Here is a 17,613-nt window from a genome sequence, read left to right as displayed (position 1 = left end):
ACGGAGCCTTTCGCTTTATTCGCCGGCTTGCCGGTATCCGCGTCGCAGGTCTTCCACGATGAACGGCCGATCAAGGGTCGAAGGTTCCAAATCTCGGGGCCCATTGTCCAGCCCAAACACGGCGGAGGCTGCTAGGACTTCGGGGGTCAGGTAACGCAGCCCGGATGCCGGTGGCATCTCAAGACTTGGCCCGCACAGGGCGAAACCCCAGTCGCCGAAGGTGGGCACGTGGGTGTGATACGGGATGACGTTCTCGCAACCAGCGGATTTCAGCGTCGAGTTCACGCGCCAGAACACATCAGGAGTGGTGTACGCGCTTGATGCTTGGACAACCATGCGCCCGCCATCTGCGAGCCGGGCGAGCGCCAGCGTGTAGAACTCTTCCGAATACAGCCGGGCCAGGGTCGGGTTGTCGGGGTCGGGGAGATCGATGATGATGGCGTCGTAATGCGCGCCCTCCCCGCCGGCGCGTAGCCAGGTGAAGGCGTCCTCGTTCAGGATCCTCACGCGCGGATCCATGAGGGCGCCGCCGTTGTCTTCCAGCAGGACCGTGTTGGCGACATCAACGACCGCAGGATCCAGCTCCACCTGGGTAATCGATGGGACCCCGAACTTGAGAAGCTCGCGGGCAGCAAGGCCGTCGCCTCCCCCAATCACCAGCACATTCTTCACGTCCGGAGTGAGAACGGGGTACACCAGGGACTCGGTGTAGCGGTACTCGTCGCGACTGGAATACTGCAGGCCACCGTTCAGGTACAGTCGCCGATCCACGCCTTTGCGTGTGACCACAATGTCTTGGTAGTCGGACTGCTGAGCGTAGATCACCGGATCGCGGTAGAGCGCAGCACGGGCCGTTTCCACGATTCCGTTGCTTTTGATCAGCAGCACAATGAGCAATGCCAAGGCCAGGACGAGCGCGATGACAGAGCTCCAAAAGGCCCGCAGCGGCAAAGTCTTGCGCAGCAGTACCACAGCAATGAACAGCGCAGCCGCCAAGTTGACCATGCCTGCCGCCAGGGTGCCCCGCATCATTCCGAGCTGTGGCAGAAGCAGAAATGGCCAAACGAGGCCGCCGATCAATGCGCCGAGATAGTCGGCAAAGTTCAGGGTTGCCAGGAGGGAGCCGACGCTGCGCGCGTCGGCAAGCTTGCCCTGCTGGATGAGCGTCATGAGCAGGGGCACTTCCATGCCCACCAGCGCGCCGATCAGGAAGGTGGCGATCACCAACACCACCACTGACTGGCCGAGGGTGGCGAAGACGATGTAGAGGACGAGGGCGGAGACACCACCGATAAGACCGAGCAGGGTCTCCACCACGAGGAAGGAGATGCCTGGCCAGCGAAGAAAAGGTTTAGCAAAGAGCGCGCCCGCACCGAGAGCCGCCACGTAGCCGGCCACGATCAGGGAGGTTTCCACTACCCCGCCACCGTTGAGGCTGGTGGAGAGCGTGAGGAGGGCGAGCTCGTAGATGAGGCCGGAGGCAGCGCAGATTCCTACAGAGATCAGCAGGAAGAAGCGCCACCATCTGCCACTTACGTCAGACATGCAGCATTCACAGCAGCAATCACGACGAGCATCACTGCGCAGGTAACGGCGCCGGCGCGGAGCTTGCGGTCAAGAATGAGATCGCGGAAACGACCAGGGATAAGCAGCTCCATGACGATGAGGGCGACAGCCTGCAGCACGACACCGAGCAGACCAATGACCACGACCTCGGAAATTCCCTCAATTAGGGATTCCGGGGAGCCGAGCACAGCGGTGACCACGATGATGCCGAGGCCGACCTGCTGCGCAATGGCGACGGCAGCAGCATTTGGCAGATGGTCGACGAACACCGCCCGGTAGAGCTTGCCAGGGGTGAGCAGGTCCAACATCCCGAAGCCTGCGAGGAGGACGAAGAGGGACAGGACGAAGTAGACGAGAGTGTCACGGACTTCGATGAGCAAATCAGGGGCCATGAGTTTTCCTTTGTTTATTTAACGCCTGTACCAGAACCGCCGGATCCAGAGGATCCGCCCGACGAGCCAGATGGGGAGCCTGGGCTAAAGCCAGGTCCGAGCCAGATCAGACCACCACCGGAGACTCGGTCGAGGTTCTCCACCTTGATTTCGCAGCCGGTTGGGCCAGATTTGGACACCGTGACCAAGCGCTTGCGGTACCGCAGGTACTCAGTGCCCGTCTTCGGGTCGAACTGCCGAGCCTGTGGCCGGTCCTTCGCCGCGATGTCACTGGCTACCTTTTGAATATCGCCCTCGCACGGGTACGTGCCGTAGTTAGCGTTGGAGTAACGCCCACTGTTCGTTGGCCCAATCATGCACGCTCCCATCAGGCTAAACACGGCGAGGAATGCGAAGAACCCGCCGATGATTCGGCGCATGTACGCGCTCATGACCGATACCTACTTACTGTCTTAACGATGATTTCTTCTTCCGGATACAAGTGAAATGTTTCCCACACCCACGTTTGTTCCTCGCACCGCCCCGTCACCGCGGTGACATGGAAGGGGCCGAGCCCTGGGAAACGCGCGAACAGCCAGTCCGGATCCTCGGCGAGCTCCAGGACTCGCCCCGCTTCCGCCTCGAAGTCGGCGCAGCGCCTTATCGACGCCTGAAGCTCGTATCCTGTTCGCTGCTGCGATACTAGGCTGCCGGGCTTTCCGGCGAAGCAGGAGATCTCTTCCCGGAAGCTACCGCGCGGATGCGTCACGGTTGCAACATGGGACGCGCCAATAATCCCGAGGTGCAAGCTCGAATCCCCGTGGGTGATTGTTCGCTCGGCCAGGATTTCGGGTAGGGGGCCGTCGAAAGCGACACCGAGGTCAAAGGCACTGACGTCGGCTGTCGGGCATTCGAGGGTGAGGAGCATGGTCTATACCTTAGGTGCTGGGTACACCATGAGTTCACCCGGCAGGATCGTGGTGCCGGTGGAGACTTCCCAAGATTCGTTGTTTGCCCAGCCTTCAAAGCCGAGCAGCTGGTTGCCGCTCATGTCCGCAAGGTCGATGTAGCGCATTTCGCCACGCTCAGGCAGGCCGGTGGTGCCGAGGGATTCGTAGGTCGCGTGGCCGCGCTCCTGCTCGAGGTAGGTGATGCCGTTAAAGGTGACAGAAGAATCCGGGCTGATGCCTGCGCCCTTCTGTGTCTTCCACCAGGTGAGGTTGAGCTGGCCTTCGTCAACTTCCACGCCGAACCATTCGGTGCCGTCGCCGCCGTCGAGAAGGTGCTCCCACCAGACATATGGACCTTGGCGCAGCGTCAAGGTGCCACGAACGACGTAGTCCTTGCCGCCCTTGGAGATGATGGCACCTGGCGCGATGTTCTGTGGCCCGAACTGGTCGGCGCCCACCACGTCCTTGAGTGGGTCTTGGTGGAACTTCTGTGGCTGCTCGAGTCCGTCATCGACTTTGGACGCGGAGACGAAGAAGTAAATTGCGGCGGCTGCAGCAACGACGCCGAGCACCGAAAGGAAGATAAAACCAGAAGTCATGCCCATGACTCTATTAGTTTGCCAGAGCTGCTGCACTACATAATCGATAAACTTGTGACAACAGACATTTTCGATGAAAGGAAAACTATGCGTACCACCACTGTTAAGGAAGTTCCTGCCGACGCCCAGCTGATCGACGTCCGCGAGGTCGACGAATTCGCCGCCGTGCACGCTGCGACCGCCGTGAACATGCCGATGTCCAATTTCATGTCTTTTGTTGATTCGATCGATAAGGACCGCGAAGTTTTTGTCATTTGCAAGAGCGGTGGCCGCTCCGCGCAGGTGGGCCAGTACCTGGAAAACGCTGGTTTTGACGTCATCAACGTTGAGGGCGGCACGGACGCGTGGGTAGCAGAAGGCTTGCCGACGGCTTAAGCAACCAGGGGTTTCTGCTTGACAGAAACCCCTTCTTTCACACTAATAGTGGATATCCACCAATGATTTAACAAAATAACCTTTGGGGTTTAACATAAGGCTATGACTACGCCTTTGGAAATCCCATCTACGCTCCTGGAGTCCCCATCCTTCCAGTTGGAGCGCCTGCGCCGTCGCACCCGCGACGAGGTCGAAGCAGCCCTCAGCGCCAAGAACACCACCCTGCGCGAATACTGGGTGCTCACCTGCCTCATCGAGGCCTCCGCCTCCAGCCAGGTTTCCCTCGGCGAACTGCTCGCGATCGACGCCTCCGACATGGTGCGCCTTATCGACGCCCTAGAGAAGAACAACTGGGCCAAGCGGGAGCGCGACCCTAAGGATCGCCGCCGCCAGATCGTAGCTGCCACCAAGAAGGGCAAGAACGCGCACGTCGAGTTGACTGCGCTTGTCAGCGAGGCAGAAGGCCGTGTTCTCAACGATTCCACCGAGAAGCAGCTCAAGCACCTGCGCAAGCTCGCCACAACGGTCATCGTCACTGAGGAGGCTCCTCAGTAGCTGTGATTCCTTCCCAGTATTTGCGCAGCCCTCACGCGCCTGCGCCCCGCACTCTGTACGAATTACTCCAGGACACAGCCAACAAGTACCCGGAAGCTGCCGCGATTGACGACGGCACAATCTTGACCTACTCCGAGCTGATGGAGGAAGTCGATACCCTCGCGGCTCACCTGCACGAGCATGGCATTCGCCGTGGCGACCGCATCGGCGTCCGCATGTCCTCCGGCACGAAGAATCTGTACCTGGCGATCCTCGGCACCATCGCAGCCGGCGCAGCCTATGTCCCGGTGGACGCCGACGACCCAGACGAGCGCGCCGCCACCGTGTTTGAGGAAGCAAACGTCAACGCCATCTTCACGGACGCTGGACTGACGATCAAGCACCTTAACCCGGAAGGCGACACCGACCGCCCGCACCTGGACAACGATGCCTGGATCATCTTCACCTCCGGCTCCACCGGCAAGCCCAAGGGCGTGGCCGTGTCCAACCGAAGCGCCGCCGCTTTCGTGGATGCCGAAGCGCAAATGTTCCTGCAGGATGCACCGCTGGGTCCCGATGACCGCGTTCTCGCCGGCCTGTCCGTCGCCTTCGACGCCTCCTGCGAGGAAATGTGGCTCGCGTGGGGACACGGCGCCTGCCTCGTGCCAGCGCCCCGTTCCCTCGTTCGCTCCGGCATGGACCTCGGCCCATGGCTGATCCGCAGAGACATTACCGTCGTGTCCACCGTTCCAACCCTGGCCGGCATGTGGCCGGCAGAAGCGCTGGATAACGTTCGCCTGCTGATTTTCGGAGGCGAAGCCTGCCCGCCAGAACTGGTGGAGAAACTGGCTACGGCGGATCGCGAAGTGTGGAACACCTATGGCCCGACGGAAGCGACCGTGGTTGCCTGCGCCACGACCATGGAGCCAGGCAAGCCAGTCAGCATTGGCCTGCCGCTGGCTGGATGGGACCTGGTGGTCGTCGATAAGCAAGAGCAACCCGTTGCGGTGGGCGAGGTCGGCGAGCTGGTCATCGGCGGTGTGGGCCTCGCGCGCTACCTCGACCCGGAAAAGGACGCGGAGAAATACGCGCCAATGCCGAGCGTTGGTTGGGAGCGGGCATACCGTTCCGGCGACCACGTGCGCCTGGAGAAAGACGGGCTGTACTTTGTCGGGCGCGTCGACGACCAAGTCAAGATCGGTGGTAGGCGCATTGAGCTCGGCGAGGTAGAAGCTGGCGTTGCTTCCCTGCCGAACGTGCGTCAGTCCGCAGTGGCCGTGCAAACCACGGGCGCTGGCGACAAGGTGCTTGTCGGCTACGTTTCCTTGGAAGATGCCTCCCAGGAGTTCGACCACGCTATCGCGCACGCTACCTTGGCGGACATCATGCCGGCCGCGCTCGTTCCGCGCATCCACGTGATGGATGACCTGCCAGTTCGCACCTCCGGCAAGGTGGACAAGAAGGCGCTGCCGTGGCCACTTCCGGGCACCGCCGTTGAGGCCCAGGGCCTGACGGAGACCGAGTCCTGGCTGGCGCAATTGTGGGTGGATACCCTCGGCGTTTCGGTGAGCGACAAGAAGGCAGACTTCTTCGAGCTCGGCGGCACCTCCCTGGCTGCTGCTACTTTAGTAGGCGCCATTCGAGACCGCGTGCCAACCGTGTCCGTGCGCGACCTCTACGATCACCCGCGCCTTGAATTGCTGGCAGAGAAGGTCGATCAGATCGCCGCTGAGGCCGGCGTGGCCACCGCGACCACCCAAGAATCTGCCGTGCGACCGGTGAGCATGGGCACCCGCCTGGCCCAGTTCCTGGTGCAGATCCCAGCGATGACCCTGTTCGCTGCACAGTGGATGACCGGCCTTGCCGTACTCAACTGGGTGCTCGGCCTCGCCGGCGTCAGCTGGGCGCTTTCCTTGCCACTCTGGCTGCTGATCGTGCTGGTAGTGACATTCTTTACCCCTATTGGACGCCTGCCACTTGGCGCGCTGCTCATCCGACTTGTGCGCGGACGCATCGAGCCAGGCACCTACCCACGTGGTGGCTCCGTGCACCTACGCATTTGGGCTGCCGAACGTCTGGCCGAGACCTCCGGAGCCACCAGTATTTCTGGTGCGACCTGGATTCTCACCTATGCCCGATTGCTCGGCGCGAAGATCGGCAAGCAGGTTGATCTGCACACGCTGCCACCGGTTACCGGATTGCTTACACTCGGCGACCACGCTTCTGTGGAACCCGAGGTAGACCTCACTGGATATTGGGTGGAGGGCGACAAGGTGCACGTTGGCGCCATCACGATCGGTGCCAACGCCCGCATCGGCTCCCGCTCCACGTTGCTGCCGGGTGCTGTGATCGGCGAGGATGCCCACATCGAGGCCGGCTCCTGTGTGACCGCGCACAAGCCAGTCAAAGCGCGCGCTCGCTGGTCCGGCTCCCCTGCCGGCAAGGTCGGCCGTTCCAAGCACCGTTTCCCCGACGAACATCCGCCGCGCCGCAGCTACTGGGTTGCGCTGTATGGCATGACGTCATTGCTGCTCAGCTTGATTCCGTTGGCCGCGCTATCTGTCGCGATGCTCATCATGGTTTCCCCAAACCTCGTTCGCGAGCTCTCCCCTCTCGAGGCTCTTGGTTGGGCGCTAGCGCTTGCACCCGTCGGCGCTCTGTCCGCGATGGCAACTTACCTGGTGTTTGTGTGGCTCACCGTGCGCCTGGTCGGTATCGGCCTGCGCCCTGGTGTGTTCCCGGTGCGCAGCCTGCAGGGCTGGCGCCTGTGGGTCACTGAGCGCGTGCTTGACGACGCCCGAACGCACCTCTTTGTGTTGTATGCTTCGCAGCTCACGCCTCTTTGGTTCCGCTCGCTCGGAGCCAAGATTGGCAAGAACGCGGAGATTTCCACTGCGGTGATGATCCCGAAGCTGACTGAGATCAAGGAAGGCTCCTTCCTCGCCGATGACACCCTCGTCGGTGGCTACGAGCTCGGTGGTGGCTGGATGCTCACGGAGCATGCGCGCATCGGCAAGCGATCCTTCCTGGGCAACTCCGGTATTGCAGGCCCTGGACGCAAGCTGGGCAAGAATTCCCTGGTCGCTGTGCTCTCTTCGACCCCGAAGAAGGCGCGCGCTGGTTCGAACTGGTGGGGTTCTCCTCCGGAGCGCCTACGCCGCGTAGCGGTGACTGCCGAGTCCGGCGAAGACTTGACCTACAACCCGGGTTTCAAGGTGAAGGCTGCCCGCGGTTTCATCGAGACGCTGCGCCTGCTCGCCCCGATCACCTCTGCGCTGATCTTCGTATCCGTGCTGGCAGGCATGCAGTTCCTGTGGAGCTACTTCGGCTTCTGGATCGCATGGGCCCTCGGTGGCGTTGTGCTCATGCTCGGCGGCCTGGTCGCGCTGCTGGTGACGGTGCTGGTGAAGTGGGCGTGCGTCGGCCAGATCCGCGCCGCCGATCACCCACTATGGTCCCGATTTGTGTGGCTCAATGAGCTCCAGGACTCTTTCGTCGAAGGTGTCGCTGCGCCGTGGTACCTCAACCACAACCTCGGCACCGGATCACTCAACAATGCGCTACGTTTGCTGGGCGCACACATCGGCCGTGGCGCATGGATCGAGTCCTATTGGTTCCCTGAGGCCGACCTGTGCTTCGTGGGCCGCGGTGCGACCGTCGGACGAGGCTGCGTGGTGCAAACCCACCTCTTCCAGGACCGTGTCATGAGCTTGGACACCGTCACGCTTGCCGACGGCGCCACCCTCGGCCCACAGTCCGTCGCACTGCCAGCTTCCGAGCTGCGTATCGACGCCTCCGTTGGCCCAGCATCCCTGGTCATGCGTGGCGACCGAGTACCAGCCGCCTCTGCCTGGCAGGGCAATCCGATCGAGCCAGTGGCGTAGCTTGTTGTAGCTAGTTGCAGAATCTGCACCCTGAAATACTGTTTTCAAGCAATGAAACACTTATTTCAGGGTGCAGATTTGGTTTTTGCCCACAAAATAAAGGGCCCACCCATCCGGGTTGGCCCTTTTCTCATGAGTTTAGTCGCCGATCTGATCGCGACCACGAAGCACGATCAGCGGATCAGGCTCCCCGACAAGTTCGTGATCCTTGCCGGTGTATTCGAACTTGGAGAGCACGTAGCGCATCGCGTTGAGGCGGGCGCGCTTCTTGTCGTTGGACTTAATGGTGATCCATGGGGATTCATCGGTGTCCGTGTAGCGGAACTGTTCTTCCTTGGCGCGGGTGTAGTCGTCCCACTTATCCAGGGAGGCAAGGTCCATTGGGGAGAGCTTCCACTGACGCACAGGGTCAACTTGGCGGATGGCGAAGCGGGTGCGCTGTTCCTTCTGGGTCACAGAGAACCAGAGCTTGGTCAGGGAAATGCCAGAGCCCATAATCATGTTCTCAAGCATTGGAACCTCGCGCAGAAACTCTGCGTGCTGCGATTCGGTGCAGAAGCCCATGACGCGCTCCACACCGGAGCGGTTGTACCAAGAGCGGTCGAAGAACACGATCTCGCCTGCGCACGGGAAGTGCTGAATGTAGCGCTGGAAGTACCAGGACGTAGATTCACGTGGTGAAGGCTTCTCCAGGGCCACTGTGCGCGCACCACGAGGGTTCAGGTGCTCGTTGAAGCGCTTGATGGTGCCACCCTTACCAGCGGCATCACGGCCCTCGAACAAGATAATGTGCCTCTGGCCCGTTTCCTTGGTCCAGTTCTGCCACTTCAGCAGCTCAATCTGAAGCTTGCGCTTTGTGCGCTCATATTCCTCACGAGTGATCCGCTCGTCGTATGGGTAGTTCTCCCGCCAGGTGTCAATTGCTTCACCTTCGGGAGTAAGAAGTACCGGATCATCCTCGTCCGAATCATCGACTACATACCCCTCGGTAGCCGCGAGGTCAACGATGTGGAATTCCTGCTCTTGTGCTTCAGCCATGACTTAATCCTACCCTCTAATCCCATTTCCTATCAGGTCAAAAGCGCACGAAAAAGCCCCCGCACAAGGCGGGGGCTCTTCATCAGAACCGCGTTAGCGAATCAAGCTTAAGGCAGCAGGCCGATCAGCTTGGAAGCAGCCTCAGCAGCCTTGCCGAAAGGAGCAAGGAACTCAAGGATGGAGATGAATGGGTTGAGGATGATTGCGGTGTCCAGGGAAAGAGCGGTGAAGAATTCAGCCATTTTAAAGCTCCTAGGTTAGATTTTGAAAGATTTACTTGTCGTCAACGACGGAAGAGGTGAAGCCACCATCGTTGGACAGGAGATCGTAGCCTGCCTTGGTGCCTTCAGCGTCAACCAGGTTCTCCCAACCAGCAGAGGTGGAGAGGGAGATGAACTCAGGAATTGCTACAAGAGCAGCGTTCCAGAGGTTCAGGGACTCCTTGACGAAGGTGCCGAAGTCAGCGAGCTGATCCTTGATGAGGGAAAGATCCATGAGAATATTCTCCTTGAGAGGCACCAGCGGGTTGCTGGTGAAGTGTCCAGTTACTGACGCCCCTCAGGACGTCATGGTTAAATTAAAGCACATTTCTTCCAGCGGTCAACCTGAAACGTGTAGTTCTTTCAGTCAAATCTGAATTCGATTCAATTTTCCATGCAAAACAATCTTGAGTTTCAGAAATCGCCACGACCAGCACCTTTACATATCACACAGTGAATTGAATCACCCATACAGGGTCTAGACAGGTGAATTTTAGAGAAATATCCCCGATGGGCGTAACACCTTCAGAAGCACTTTCGATTAAGCGTTTTCCACACGAACAGACATGAAAAAACTTTCCAAAATACCCTAATAAAGGGGTGTTGTCATAACCTTGATCGCAGCATTTTCACTATATGACATGTCCATATAAAAAGATCCCGTCTCCCCAGCACAACCGGGGAGACGGGATACCTTTATATATAAAGGCTTAGAAACCGCCCATGCCGCCCATAGCATCAGCATCAGGCATAGCCGCGCCTGCAGGCTGAGGCTTGTCTGCAACGACAGCCTCAGTGGTCAGGAACAGCGCTGCAATAGAGGCAGCGTTCTGAAGTGCAGAACGGGTCACCTTCACTGGATCGTTGATGCCAGCAGCCATAAGGTCGACATACTCGCCCGTAGCAGCGTTCAGGCCCTGGCCCACAGGAAGGCCAGCAACCTTGTCGGCTACGACGCCTGGCTCGAGGCCAGCGTTCTCTGCGATCTGCTTCAGCGGAGCAGAGAGCGCGGAGCGGACGATCTTGACGCCGGTTGCCTCGTCACCCGCAAGGCCGAGGTCGTCGTCAAGCACGTGGGAAGCCTGCAGCAGCGCGACGCCACCGCCGGCAACGATGCCCTCTTCCACAGCAGCCTTTGCGTTGCGGACGGCGTCCTCGATGCGGTGCTTGCGCTCCTTGAGCTCAACCTCGGTGGCAGCGCCAACCTTGATCACAGCAACGCCACCAGCGAGCTTTGCGAGGCGCTCCTGGAGCTTCTCGCGGTCGTAGTCAGAGTCGGAGTTCTCGATTTCGGCGCGGATCTGGTTCACGCGTCCCTCGATCATGGCAGCCTGGCCAGCGCCCTCGACGATGGTGGTGTCGTCCTTGGTGATGACTACCTTGCGTGCGGAGCCGAGCAGCTCAATGTCAGCGGTCTCCAGGGAAAGGCCGACTTCCTCGGAGATGACCTGGCCACCGGTGAGGATAGCCATGTCCTGCAGCATTGCCTTGCGGCGGTCGCCGAAGCCTGGAGCCTTAACAGCAACGGACTTGAAGGTGCCACGGATCTTGTTCACGACCAGGGTGGACAGAGCCTCGCCCTCAACATCTTCAGCGATGATGAGCAGTGGCTTGCCGGTCTGCATGACCTTCTCCAGCAGTGGTAGGAGCTCCTTGATGTTGGAGATCTTGGCGGAAACCAGGAGGATGTATGGGTCCTCGAGGACTGCTTCCTGGCGCTCCATGTCGGTTGCGAAGTAACCGGAGATGTAGCCCTTGTCGAAGCGCATGCCTTCGGTCACGTCGAGCTCAACGCCGAAGGTGTTGGACTCTTCAACAGTGATGACGGATTCCTTGTTCAGCTTGCCGCCACCAACGGCGTACATAGCCTTAGCGATCTGAGCGCCGATTGCAGGGTCAGCTGCAGAGATGCCGGCGGTAGCTGCGATCTCTTCCTCGGTCTCGATCTCCTTAGCGGTAGACAGCAGCTGCTCGGTAACCTTTTCCACAGCCTTCTCGATGCCGCGCTTAATGCCCATTGGGTTGGAGCCAGCAGCAACGTTGCGCAGACCCTCGCGAACGAGTGCCTGAGCGAGAACGGTAGCGGTGGTGGTGCCGTCGCCAGCGACGTCGTCAGTCTTCTTCGCTACTTCCTTGACCAGCTCAGCGCCGATCTTCTCGTAAGGATCCTCGAGCTCGATCTCACGAGCGATGGAAACGCCGTCGTTGGTGATGGTTGGGGCGCCCCAAGACTTCTCCAGAACAACGTTGCGCCCCTTTGGGCCAAGGGTGACCTTGACTGCGTCAGCCAGGGTGTTCAGACCCTTTTCCAGGCCACGGCGTGCTTCTTCATCAAAAGCGATGATCTTAGCCATGTAAGTATGTACTCCTTGATAGTTGAGGACGACACTCACGTCTGAGTCAGCGGGCGCCCGCGACGGCACGGTCGGTGAGTGTGTTGCCAACCTCACCCGCTAAAGTTTCCTGGCACTTAGGCAATGCAAGTGCTAATACTCGTTTTTAGCAGTCAGAACAGTCGAGTGCAAGGTTGATCGCTGACAGCAACTCAGCAGGCTGGGGTTCCCAAATCCTGCTGCTGAATAAACTCCTGGGCACGCGCAGCCAGAGCCGTCAACATAGCCTGGTCATTGCCATAGGAACCAGCCTTAGCAGCAATTGCGACGCCCACCGTTCCGCGGGGAGTCTGCACGAACCCAAACTGCCGAGCCAGGTAGTTACCATTCACGTCGGGCCCCCAACCGCCCTTAAAAGCAGCCTGGTCCAAGGTGCCCAAACCGTAGCCACCACCATTACTAATGGCACCCATGTGCGGGGTCACCGACGATGCCAAATCATGGCACTGAAGTTTGAAGCCAAAACTCGCCTGATCTGTGAGCGCCCATTGGGTCTGCCCGAACGCCGAAAAGCCCGGCCGGGTCACTTGAGACACCACCTTTGGGGCAGGCGCCACCTTCCCAATCTCGGTAGCCACCAAGGACCCGGCCTGAGGGCCTAGCGAGTCCCACAGCACCTGCGCAGACGCATTATCCGATGCTCGGATCGCCGAGGAAACCAGCGCAGGATCAGCACTGCCCTGCCTCGTGGCGGCCAAGACAATCGGCACCTTGATGGTGGACCATGCCACATCCGACTGCAGCGGGCCTGCGGTGTGGGTGCCGGTGGCGTCGACAAGCGCGATGCCCGCGGTACCACCGTATTGGGCGAGAATATCGCTGATGTCCAGGGTCTTTGTATGCGCAATAGTCGTAGTTGTGGGCGCCTCGGTCACCGTCTCGACGACCACTGTGGTGCGCTCGGCCGGCTTCGTGTCCGTGGGGATCGTGCAACTGGCCAGCCCGCACGCACCGAGGGCGATCAGTGCTTTAGTGCGGGACAAGGTAAACCACCGCGTTGTCGCCACCTTCACAACGCAGCGTTCCACCGCCCTCATCCATGCAGCCCATGTAGTAGCTCTTCTGCGTCACCGGGCTATAAACCTGCATGCCAAAACTCGACCCCGACTGCGTATCCGCGGCCTGACCGGTGGCCATCGAGAATGGGCACGAGGTCACCGATGTCGCCGCAAACACCTTGTACTTCAGCGAATTACCGCAGGACGAGCTACCCGCAGGGGCCGCGACGGGCTCCTTCTTTGCAGGCTGTGGCGCGGGTGCCGACGCCGGCGCAGGGGGCTTTACGACGACCGTAGTCACCACAACCACATCGTCCTGCGCGGCCATCCGGTCCTGATAGAACTTGTAACCCACCCAGCCGAGAGCGCCGAGGATAGCGACACTCAACACGGTGAGAAGAACAATCAACGCCGGATGCATCCCCGACTTTTTCGGTGCCTCATATTGAGGCACCGGCTGCTGGTAAACCGGTGGCGCTTGCTGAATAGGTGGCTCGATCGGTTCTTGCGGCACTTCCTGCGGTGGCTGCTGCGGCGGAAAAGCCTGAGTTGGCAGATCCTGCTCGGGAGGCAGCGCCCACGGGTTGTTCGGAGTAGTAGCCCACGAATCTTCTTTCGGAGGCAAGGCCCACGGGTTATTTTCCGCCATGTCAGGCTACCTTTCAGGAAACTATGTATTTCCTTCCAGTTTATCGTGTGACTAGTTGACGCCTTTGATCAAAGGGTATTTTCTGGCCGAAAGTATGGCTATTTCAGGGGCAGCAGGTGCGCCTCGCCATTGTCGCCACCACGGCAAGCGAACGCTCCGTCTTTACCCGGAGTACAGGTGACCTCGTAGGACTTCTTGGTGGTGGGGCTCGTCGCCTTCACCTTCACAGCCTTGTTCGCGACAGCCTTGGAATCCATCTGCTTGGCGATATTCACCACAAATGGGCATGACGTTGTCTCATTACCCGCATAGGCCATGAATTTCTTGGACTCGCCACATTTCTTAGCGCCTGCGGGAGGCATTGGCATCTTTGAAGACGTGGGAGTTGGCGTCTTTGTAAGAGTCGGGGTTGGAGTTGGAGTAGACGTTGGCGTCGGACTTGAAGTGGGGGTTGGACTTGGGGTTGGCGTGGGCTTTTGCGATGGCGTCACGCTGGGGGCGGCGACGGCAGTGGTTTCTTCCGTCACTGTTTCCCCACCAGTGGCCACGCGGAGCAGAGTGAAGAAGCTTAAGGTCGCGATGACAGCAATGAAGGCCAAGGCCCCCGCGATGAGGATTTTTGACTGTGGGCGTCGATAAGCCATGCTCCCAAGCTAGCAGTGCAGCGGTGAGCCGAGACGCGGGAGGGCGTCGGCGAGCTCATTCAACATGGCCTGAGCTGCTGCGTAGCTGCCGTCACCGGCCTGGGCTGCGATCGCGACGCCCATTGCGCCTTGATCAGTGTGCAACACGCCGAGCTGACGCACGTACATCTTGCCGTCATCCATCGGCGACCAACCGCCCTTGAACAACATCCCTGGCACGCGCCCCAAACCATAACGCTGCTCAGGAACCACATTACCCATGTGATGGGTGATGGAGCGGTCGGGATCCACGCAGTCGAGGCGACGGGCAAACTGGGCCTGCTCGACAACACCCCACTGGTTGTTTGCCCACCAGCTCCCCGCATTGATAGCTGGAGCTGGAGAGATGACACCCCGGATCTTCGCATCCGCTTCCGGGCCCAATCCAGCGTAGAGGCGGTCGGTGGCTGCGTTGTCAGACCAGGTCAGCGCGGCTGCAACATCATCGGGATTGGCAGTGCCATTGCGTTCCGCAGCGATCGCGATAGGAACCTTGATCGTTGACATCGCCGGGCCGCCGCCTACATTCCCCGCGAAGTACGTGTGCCGACCATCATCAATGGACACCGCAGCAACCCCACCGTGACGTGCGAGAACTTCGGCGACTTTCACATCCAGCTGCGCCTGGATGGCCGGATCAAACGCAGGCTTCGGAGCAACCACAGGAGGAGGTGGTTTCGGCAGCCACTGACTAGATAGCTGCGCCGGATCAGGTAGCTGAGCCTGCGCCAAACCGGCAAACAGAGCGGAACAAACAACAGCAGAAAAAACGCCAGCAAACTTCTTCATTTGTCATCTCTTTCTCTTATGAATCCAATGTAACCCAGATGTCTACACTTGGAAGCATGACTTTCAAGAACACTGACGCCATCCGCGAGCATATCTCCGGACAACGCGATCAAATCTTTTCTGATCTTTCCGAAATCACCTCTTTTAACTCGGTGCATTCCACTCCTGAACTCGCTGATCAACTCAGTGGCGCAGCCGATTGGGTTGAGAAGGCACTATCCTCTGCCGGCCTCGACGTCACCCACCACGACGGCATCGACGGCGCCCGCATTTTCATCGCCACCAAGGACCCGGAGCCAGGCCAGCCAACCGTACTGCTGTATTCCCACTACGACGTAGTCCCTGCAGGCCCACTGGAGAAGTGGACCTCCGACCCATTCACACTCACCGAACGCGACGGCCGCTGGTACGCACGTGGCGCTGCTGATTGCAAGGGCAACCTAGTCATGCACCTCGCGGTACTGCGAGCTCTGAACGACCTCGGCGGCACGCCACTCGGCCTGCGCGTCGTCATCGAAGGTTCCGAAGAGATGGGTGGCGAGGGCCTCGACAACCTCATTGAAACCCGCCCCGAACTCTTCACCTCCGACATCATCTTCATCGCGGACTCCGGCAACGCAGCCGTCGGCACGCCAACGCTCACCACCACCCTGCGCGGCGGCGGCCAGATGAAGGTCACCCTCGACACCCTGCGCGCGCCGGTCCACTCCGGCAGCTTCGGTGGCGCTGCCCCGGACGCCGTCTTCGCGATGGTGCGCCTGCTGGACACGCTTCGCGACGAGCATGGCCTCATCTCCATCGACGGCCTGGACTGCTCTCAAACCTGGGACGGCCTTTCCTACGCCGAAGAAGACTTCCGCTCTGACGCCGGCGTACTGGACGGAGTGTCCGTCATGGGCTCCGGCGTTGCCGGAGTCGCTGACCAGGTATGGGCACGTCCTGCCGTATCCATCACCGGCTGGACCTCCACCCCAGTTGCCGAGGCTGTGAACGCCGTGCCTGCCACCTGCTCCGTGAACCTGCAATACCGAGTCCCACCAGGACAAACCTCGGCCCAGGTCGCGACTGCACTCGAGGCTCACCTGCGAGCACATGCTCCATGGGGAGCGCACATTTCCATTGAGACCTCGGGAATGAACGATCCATTCGCCACCGACACCTCAGGAGAGGCAGTTCAGTTCTTCTCCCAGTGCATGGCAAACGCGTTTGGCAAGGACGTTGTGACCGTTGGATCCGGTGGATCGATTCCGCTGTGTGAAAAGCTGCAATCCATCATGCCAGCTGCGGAAATCACCCTGTTTGGCGTAGAGGAGCCATCTTGCGTCATCCACTCCCCTGACGAGTCTGTATCTCCAGAGGAAATCCGCGACATCGCGATCGCTGAGGCGCTGTTCCTGTCGAACTACGCAGCCCGGTAGGTCCTGGTTTTCCGGAAGGCCCGGGGGAATCTTGCTCACGTGAGAGATTCCTCCGGGCCTTTTGGCGATAATCCCAGCAAGCAGACCTGATAACCCGGAGGAATCTCACACGCGCCAGCAAATCCCTCCGCCTCAACCCTGTCCACAGCGAAGACAAAGCCCTGAAGGCACAGTCAAACCCCGGAGGAACTTGTCACCCAAAGCAAATTCCTCCGGGCCTCTTGGCGATAATCCCAGCAAGCAAACCTGATAACCCGGAGGAATCTCACACGCGCCAGCAAATCCCTCCGCCCAAACCAGATCATCCCACTATGTAAGACGAAAAGTCTCACCACCCCCTTTCATTACCCCACTCTTGCCCCACCCCTGTGACCCGCATTACTGTGACTTACATGACTTTTGCAAACCTTAATCTCCGAGTGGCCAAGGCTACGTACCCCAGCGAAGGAAGATGAGACTGACCCCCTTCGCATGGGGAAGTAGTCGTTAGCAAACCAGCACCTGGGTCGGTCCAAGAAGATCCCAAGCCAAGAAAAAAGGACCACGTAGCAATGTTTACCCAAACGACCACCTCCCCAAGCACCGGTTTCAAGCGTCATACCAACGAGCTGGCAGCTGATCCTTTCCAAGCACGATTCGGTCACTTTCTGCCCAGCGGACTCAAAGAAGAAGCTCATGGAATGTCCTGGCGGACGTTCACAGAGACTTATGCACCCACCAGTGCAATTCGCATTCACAACATGTTTGCAGCGCCACTTCCTGGCCACACGTTCAATTACTTCACCAATATCACCACGTTCCGTGGTGGTCGTCGCATCACCTTAGGGCGCGACATTCAAGCAACGGGCGCTATTTCTGCTTGCACAAACATCCTGGCAGAGATGGGTTTCCCGCTGGAGATCGTCAACTTCCACCAAATGGACATCTTCGAGGCCACGGTCACCTTCATCCAGGCGACTCACCGGGGCCGCACTGTCTGGGCCATGGGTTTTGGCCCAGACCGGGACAACTCGGGCGCTGCTGCCATGAGCTCTGCAGCGCACCGTATTCACGGGCATAAGATCAATAACTCGCAGCGCATTCGTTAACAAACGGTTACAATCGAT

18 protein-coding genes are annotated in these 17,613 nt (G+C 59.6%); 5 read left to right on the top strand and 13 right to left on the bottom strand.

The genetic code is table 11. From position 1 onward, the window contains the following. Nucleotides 1-15 precede the first annotated feature (15 nt). From WG939_RS11460 to WG939_RS11440, 5 genes are read right to left on the bottom strand one after another with little or no spacing between them, the layout of a single operon-like run. Nucleotides 16-1,545: a polyamine aminopropyltransferase gene (locus WG939_RS11460; protein ID WP_339985911.1), complete on the bottom strand. Its 1,530-nt coding sequence runs from the start codon at nucleotides 1,543-1,545 to the stop codon at nucleotides 16-18. Next, nucleotides 1,533-1,958 carry a DUF350 domain-containing protein gene (locus WG939_RS11455; protein WP_339985908.1) on the bottom strand — a complete coding sequence of 142 codons (426 nt, stop codon included), beginning with the start codon at nucleotides 1,956-1,958 and terminating at the stop codon, nucleotides 1,533-1,535. The genes WG939_RS11460 and WG939_RS11455 overlap by 13 nt, the downstream gene beginning before the upstream one ends. A 14-nt stretch (nucleotides 1,959-1,972) precedes the next feature. Further along, nucleotides 1,973-2,389, bottom strand: coding sequence for a DUF4247 domain-containing protein (locus WG939_RS11450; RefSeq protein ID WP_339985906.1), 417 nt, complete (start codon nucleotides 2,387-2,389; stop codon nucleotides 1,973-1,975). Then, entirely contained in the window at nucleotides 2,386-2,865 is a 480-nt protein-coding gene (locus WG939_RS11445) for a DUF2617 family protein (protein WP_339985904.1), read from the bottom strand. Before WG939_RS11445 ends, WG939_RS11450 begins: the two co-directional genes overlap by 4 nt. A 3-nt stretch (nucleotides 2,866-2,868) precedes the next feature. Next, the gene (locus WG939_RS11440) at nucleotides 2,869-3,486 is read right to left on the bottom strand and encodes a DUF4178 domain-containing protein (RefSeq protein ID WP_339985902.1); all 618 of its coding nucleotides are present in this window, start codon (nucleotides 3,484-3,486) and stop codon (nucleotides 2,869-2,871) included. Nucleotides 3,487-3,573: 87 nt separating this feature from the next. On the opposite strand from WG939_RS11440, the gene WG939_RS11435 reads away from it, so the two are divergent. From WG939_RS11435 to WG939_RS11425, 3 genes are all read left to right on the top strand, one after another. After that, complete coding sequence (locus WG939_RS11435) at nucleotides 3,574-3,861, top strand: rhodanese-like domain-containing protein (protein WP_339985900.1); 288 nt, start codon at nucleotides 3,574-3,576, stop codon at nucleotides 3,859-3,861. A 102-nt stretch (nucleotides 3,862-3,963) separates the two neighbouring features. After that, a complete protein-coding gene (locus tag WG939_RS11430; RefSeq protein WP_339985898.1) occupies nucleotides 3,964-4,416 on the top strand; it encodes a MarR family winged helix-turn-helix transcriptional regulator in 453 nt (150 codons plus the stop codon). 2 nt (nucleotides 4,417-4,418) lie between these two features. Further along, the gene (locus WG939_RS11425) at nucleotides 4,419-8,279 is read left to right on the top strand and encodes a Pls/PosA family non-ribosomal peptide synthetase (protein WP_339985896.1); all 3,861 of its coding nucleotides are present in this window, start codon (nucleotides 4,419-4,421) and stop codon (nucleotides 8,277-8,279) included. 138 nt (nucleotides 8,280-8,417) lie between these two features. On the opposite strand, the gene ppk2 is transcribed toward WG939_RS11425, so the two are convergent. The 8 genes from ppk2 to WG939_RS11385 form a co-directional block, all read right to left on the bottom strand. After that, nucleotides 8,418-9,317, bottom strand: coding sequence for a polyphosphate kinase 2 (gene ppk2 / locus WG939_RS11420; protein WP_339985894.1), 900 nt, complete (start codon nucleotides 9,315-9,317; stop codon nucleotides 8,418-8,420). Between the two features lie 107 nt (nucleotides 9,318-9,424). Then, entirely contained in the window at nucleotides 9,425-9,559 is a 135-nt protein-coding gene (locus WG939_RS11415) for a hypothetical protein (protein ID WP_339985892.1), read from the bottom strand. Between the two features lie 31 nt (nucleotides 9,560-9,590). Beyond that, on the bottom strand, nucleotides 9,591-9,812 hold the full coding sequence (locus WG939_RS11410; RefSeq protein ID WP_339985890.1) for a hypothetical protein: 222 nt from the start codon (nucleotides 9,810-9,812) through the stop codon (nucleotides 9,591-9,593). Nucleotides 9,813-10,287: 475 nt separating this feature from the next. Next, the gene (groL, locus tag WG939_RS11405) at nucleotides 10,288-11,931 is read right to left on the bottom strand and encodes a chaperonin GroEL (RefSeq protein WP_339985888.1); all 1,644 of its coding nucleotides are present in this window, start codon (nucleotides 11,929-11,931) and stop codon (nucleotides 10,288-10,290) included. 191 nt (nucleotides 11,932-12,122) lie between these two features. Next, complete coding sequence (locus tag WG939_RS11400; protein ID WP_339985886.1) at nucleotides 12,123-12,998, bottom strand: hypothetical protein; 876 nt, start codon at nucleotides 12,996-12,998, stop codon at nucleotides 12,123-12,125. After that, on the bottom strand, nucleotides 12,940-13,617 hold the full coding sequence (locus tag WG939_RS11395) for a hypothetical protein (RefSeq protein WP_339985884.1): 678 nt from the start codon (nucleotides 13,615-13,617) through the stop codon (nucleotides 12,940-12,942). The genes WG939_RS11400 and WG939_RS11395 overlap by 59 nt, the downstream gene beginning before the upstream one ends. A gap of 98 nt (nucleotides 13,618-13,715) precedes the next feature. Then, on the bottom strand, nucleotides 13,716-14,261 hold the full coding sequence (locus WG939_RS11390) for a hypothetical protein (protein ID WP_339985882.1): 546 nt from the start codon (nucleotides 14,259-14,261) through the stop codon (nucleotides 13,716-13,718). A 9-nt stretch (nucleotides 14,262-14,270) separates the two neighbouring features. After that, a complete protein-coding gene (locus WG939_RS11385; protein ID WP_339985880.1) occupies nucleotides 14,271-15,089 on the bottom strand; it encodes a hypothetical protein in 819 nt (272 codons plus the stop codon). Nucleotides 15,090-15,145: 56 nt separating this feature from the next. On the opposite strand from WG939_RS11385, the gene WG939_RS11380 reads away from it, so the two are divergent. After that, on the top strand, nucleotides 15,146-16,507 hold the full coding sequence (locus tag WG939_RS11380; RefSeq protein WP_339985878.1) for a dipeptidase: 1,362 nt from the start codon (nucleotides 15,146-15,148) through the stop codon (nucleotides 16,505-16,507). Between the two features lie 551 nt (nucleotides 16,508-17,058). Further along, complete coding sequence (locus tag WG939_RS11375; RefSeq protein ID WP_339985876.1) at nucleotides 17,059-17,595, top strand: acetyl-CoA acetyltransferase; 537 nt, start codon at nucleotides 17,059-17,061, stop codon at nucleotides 17,593-17,595. Nucleotides 17,596-17,613: the final 18 nt, after the last annotated feature.

Source organism: Corynebacterium sp. H130 (assembly GCF_037572395.1).
Lineage (GTDB): Bacteria > Actinomycetota > Actinomycetes > Mycobacteriales > Mycobacteriaceae > Corynebacterium.
Note: the sequence above shows the minus strand (reverse complement) of the source record. Positions and strands in the feature narration are given on the sequence as shown.

Excerpts from the sequence above, each read along its gene's own strand:
- WG939_RS11460 (WP_339985911.1), bottom strand. The coding sequence starts at position 1,545 with ATGTCTGACGTAAGTGGCAGATGGTGGCGCTTCTTCCTGCTGATCTCT.
- WG939_RS11455 (WP_339985908.1), bottom strand. The coding sequence starts at position 1,958 with ATGGCCCCTGATTTGCTCATCGAAGTCCGTGACACTCTCGTCTACTTC.
- WG939_RS11450 (WP_339985906.1), bottom strand. The coding sequence starts at position 2,389 with ATGAGCGCGTACATGCGCCGAATCATCGGCGGGTTCTTCGCATTCCTC.
- WG939_RS11445 (WP_339985904.1), bottom strand. The coding sequence starts at position 2,865 with ATGCTCCTCACCCTCGAATGCCCGACAGCCGACGTCAGTGCCTTTGAC.
- WG939_RS11440 (WP_339985902.1), bottom strand. The coding sequence starts at position 3,486 with ATGACTTCTGGTTTTATCTTCCTTTCGGTGCTCGGCGTCGTTGCTGCA.
- WG939_RS11435 (WP_339985900.1), top strand. The coding sequence starts at position 3,574 with ATGCGTACCACCACTGTTAAGGAAGTTCCTGCCGACGCCCAGCTGATC.
- WG939_RS11430 (WP_339985898.1), top strand. The coding sequence starts at position 3,964 with ATGACTACGCCTTTGGAAATCCCATCTACGCTCCTGGAGTCCCCATCC.
- ppk2 (WP_339985894.1), bottom strand. The coding sequence starts at position 9,317 with ATGGCTGAAGCACAAGAGCAGGAATTCCACATCGTTGACCTCGCGGCT.
- WG939_RS11415 (WP_339985892.1), bottom strand. The coding sequence starts at position 9,559 with ATGGCTGAATTCTTCACCGCTCTTTCCCTGGACACCGCAATCATCCTC.
- WG939_RS11410 (WP_339985890.1), bottom strand. The coding sequence starts at position 9,812 with ATGGATCTTTCCCTCATCAAGGATCAGCTCGCTGACTTCGGCACCTTC.
- groL (WP_339985888.1), bottom strand. The coding sequence starts at position 11,931 with ATGGCTAAGATCATCGCTTTTGATGAAGAAGCACGCCGTGGCCTGGAA.
- WG939_RS11395 (WP_339985884.1), bottom strand. The coding sequence starts at position 13,617 with ATGGCGGAAAATAACCCGTGGGCCTTGCCTCCGAAAGAAGATTCGTGG.
- WG939_RS11390 (WP_339985882.1), bottom strand. The coding sequence starts at position 14,261 with ATGGCTTATCGACGCCCACAGTCAAAAATCCTCATCGCGGGGGCCTTG.
- WG939_RS11385 (WP_339985880.1), bottom strand. The coding sequence starts at position 15,089 with ATGAAGAAGTTTGCTGGCGTTTTTTCTGCTGTTGTTTGTTCCGCTCTG.
- WG939_RS11380 (WP_339985878.1), top strand. The coding sequence starts at position 15,146 with ATGACTTTCAAGAACACTGACGCCATCCGCGAGCATATCTCCGGACAA.
- WG939_RS11375 (WP_339985876.1), top strand. The coding sequence starts at position 17,059 with ATGTTTACCCAAACGACCACCTCCCCAAGCACCGGTTTCAAGCGTCAT.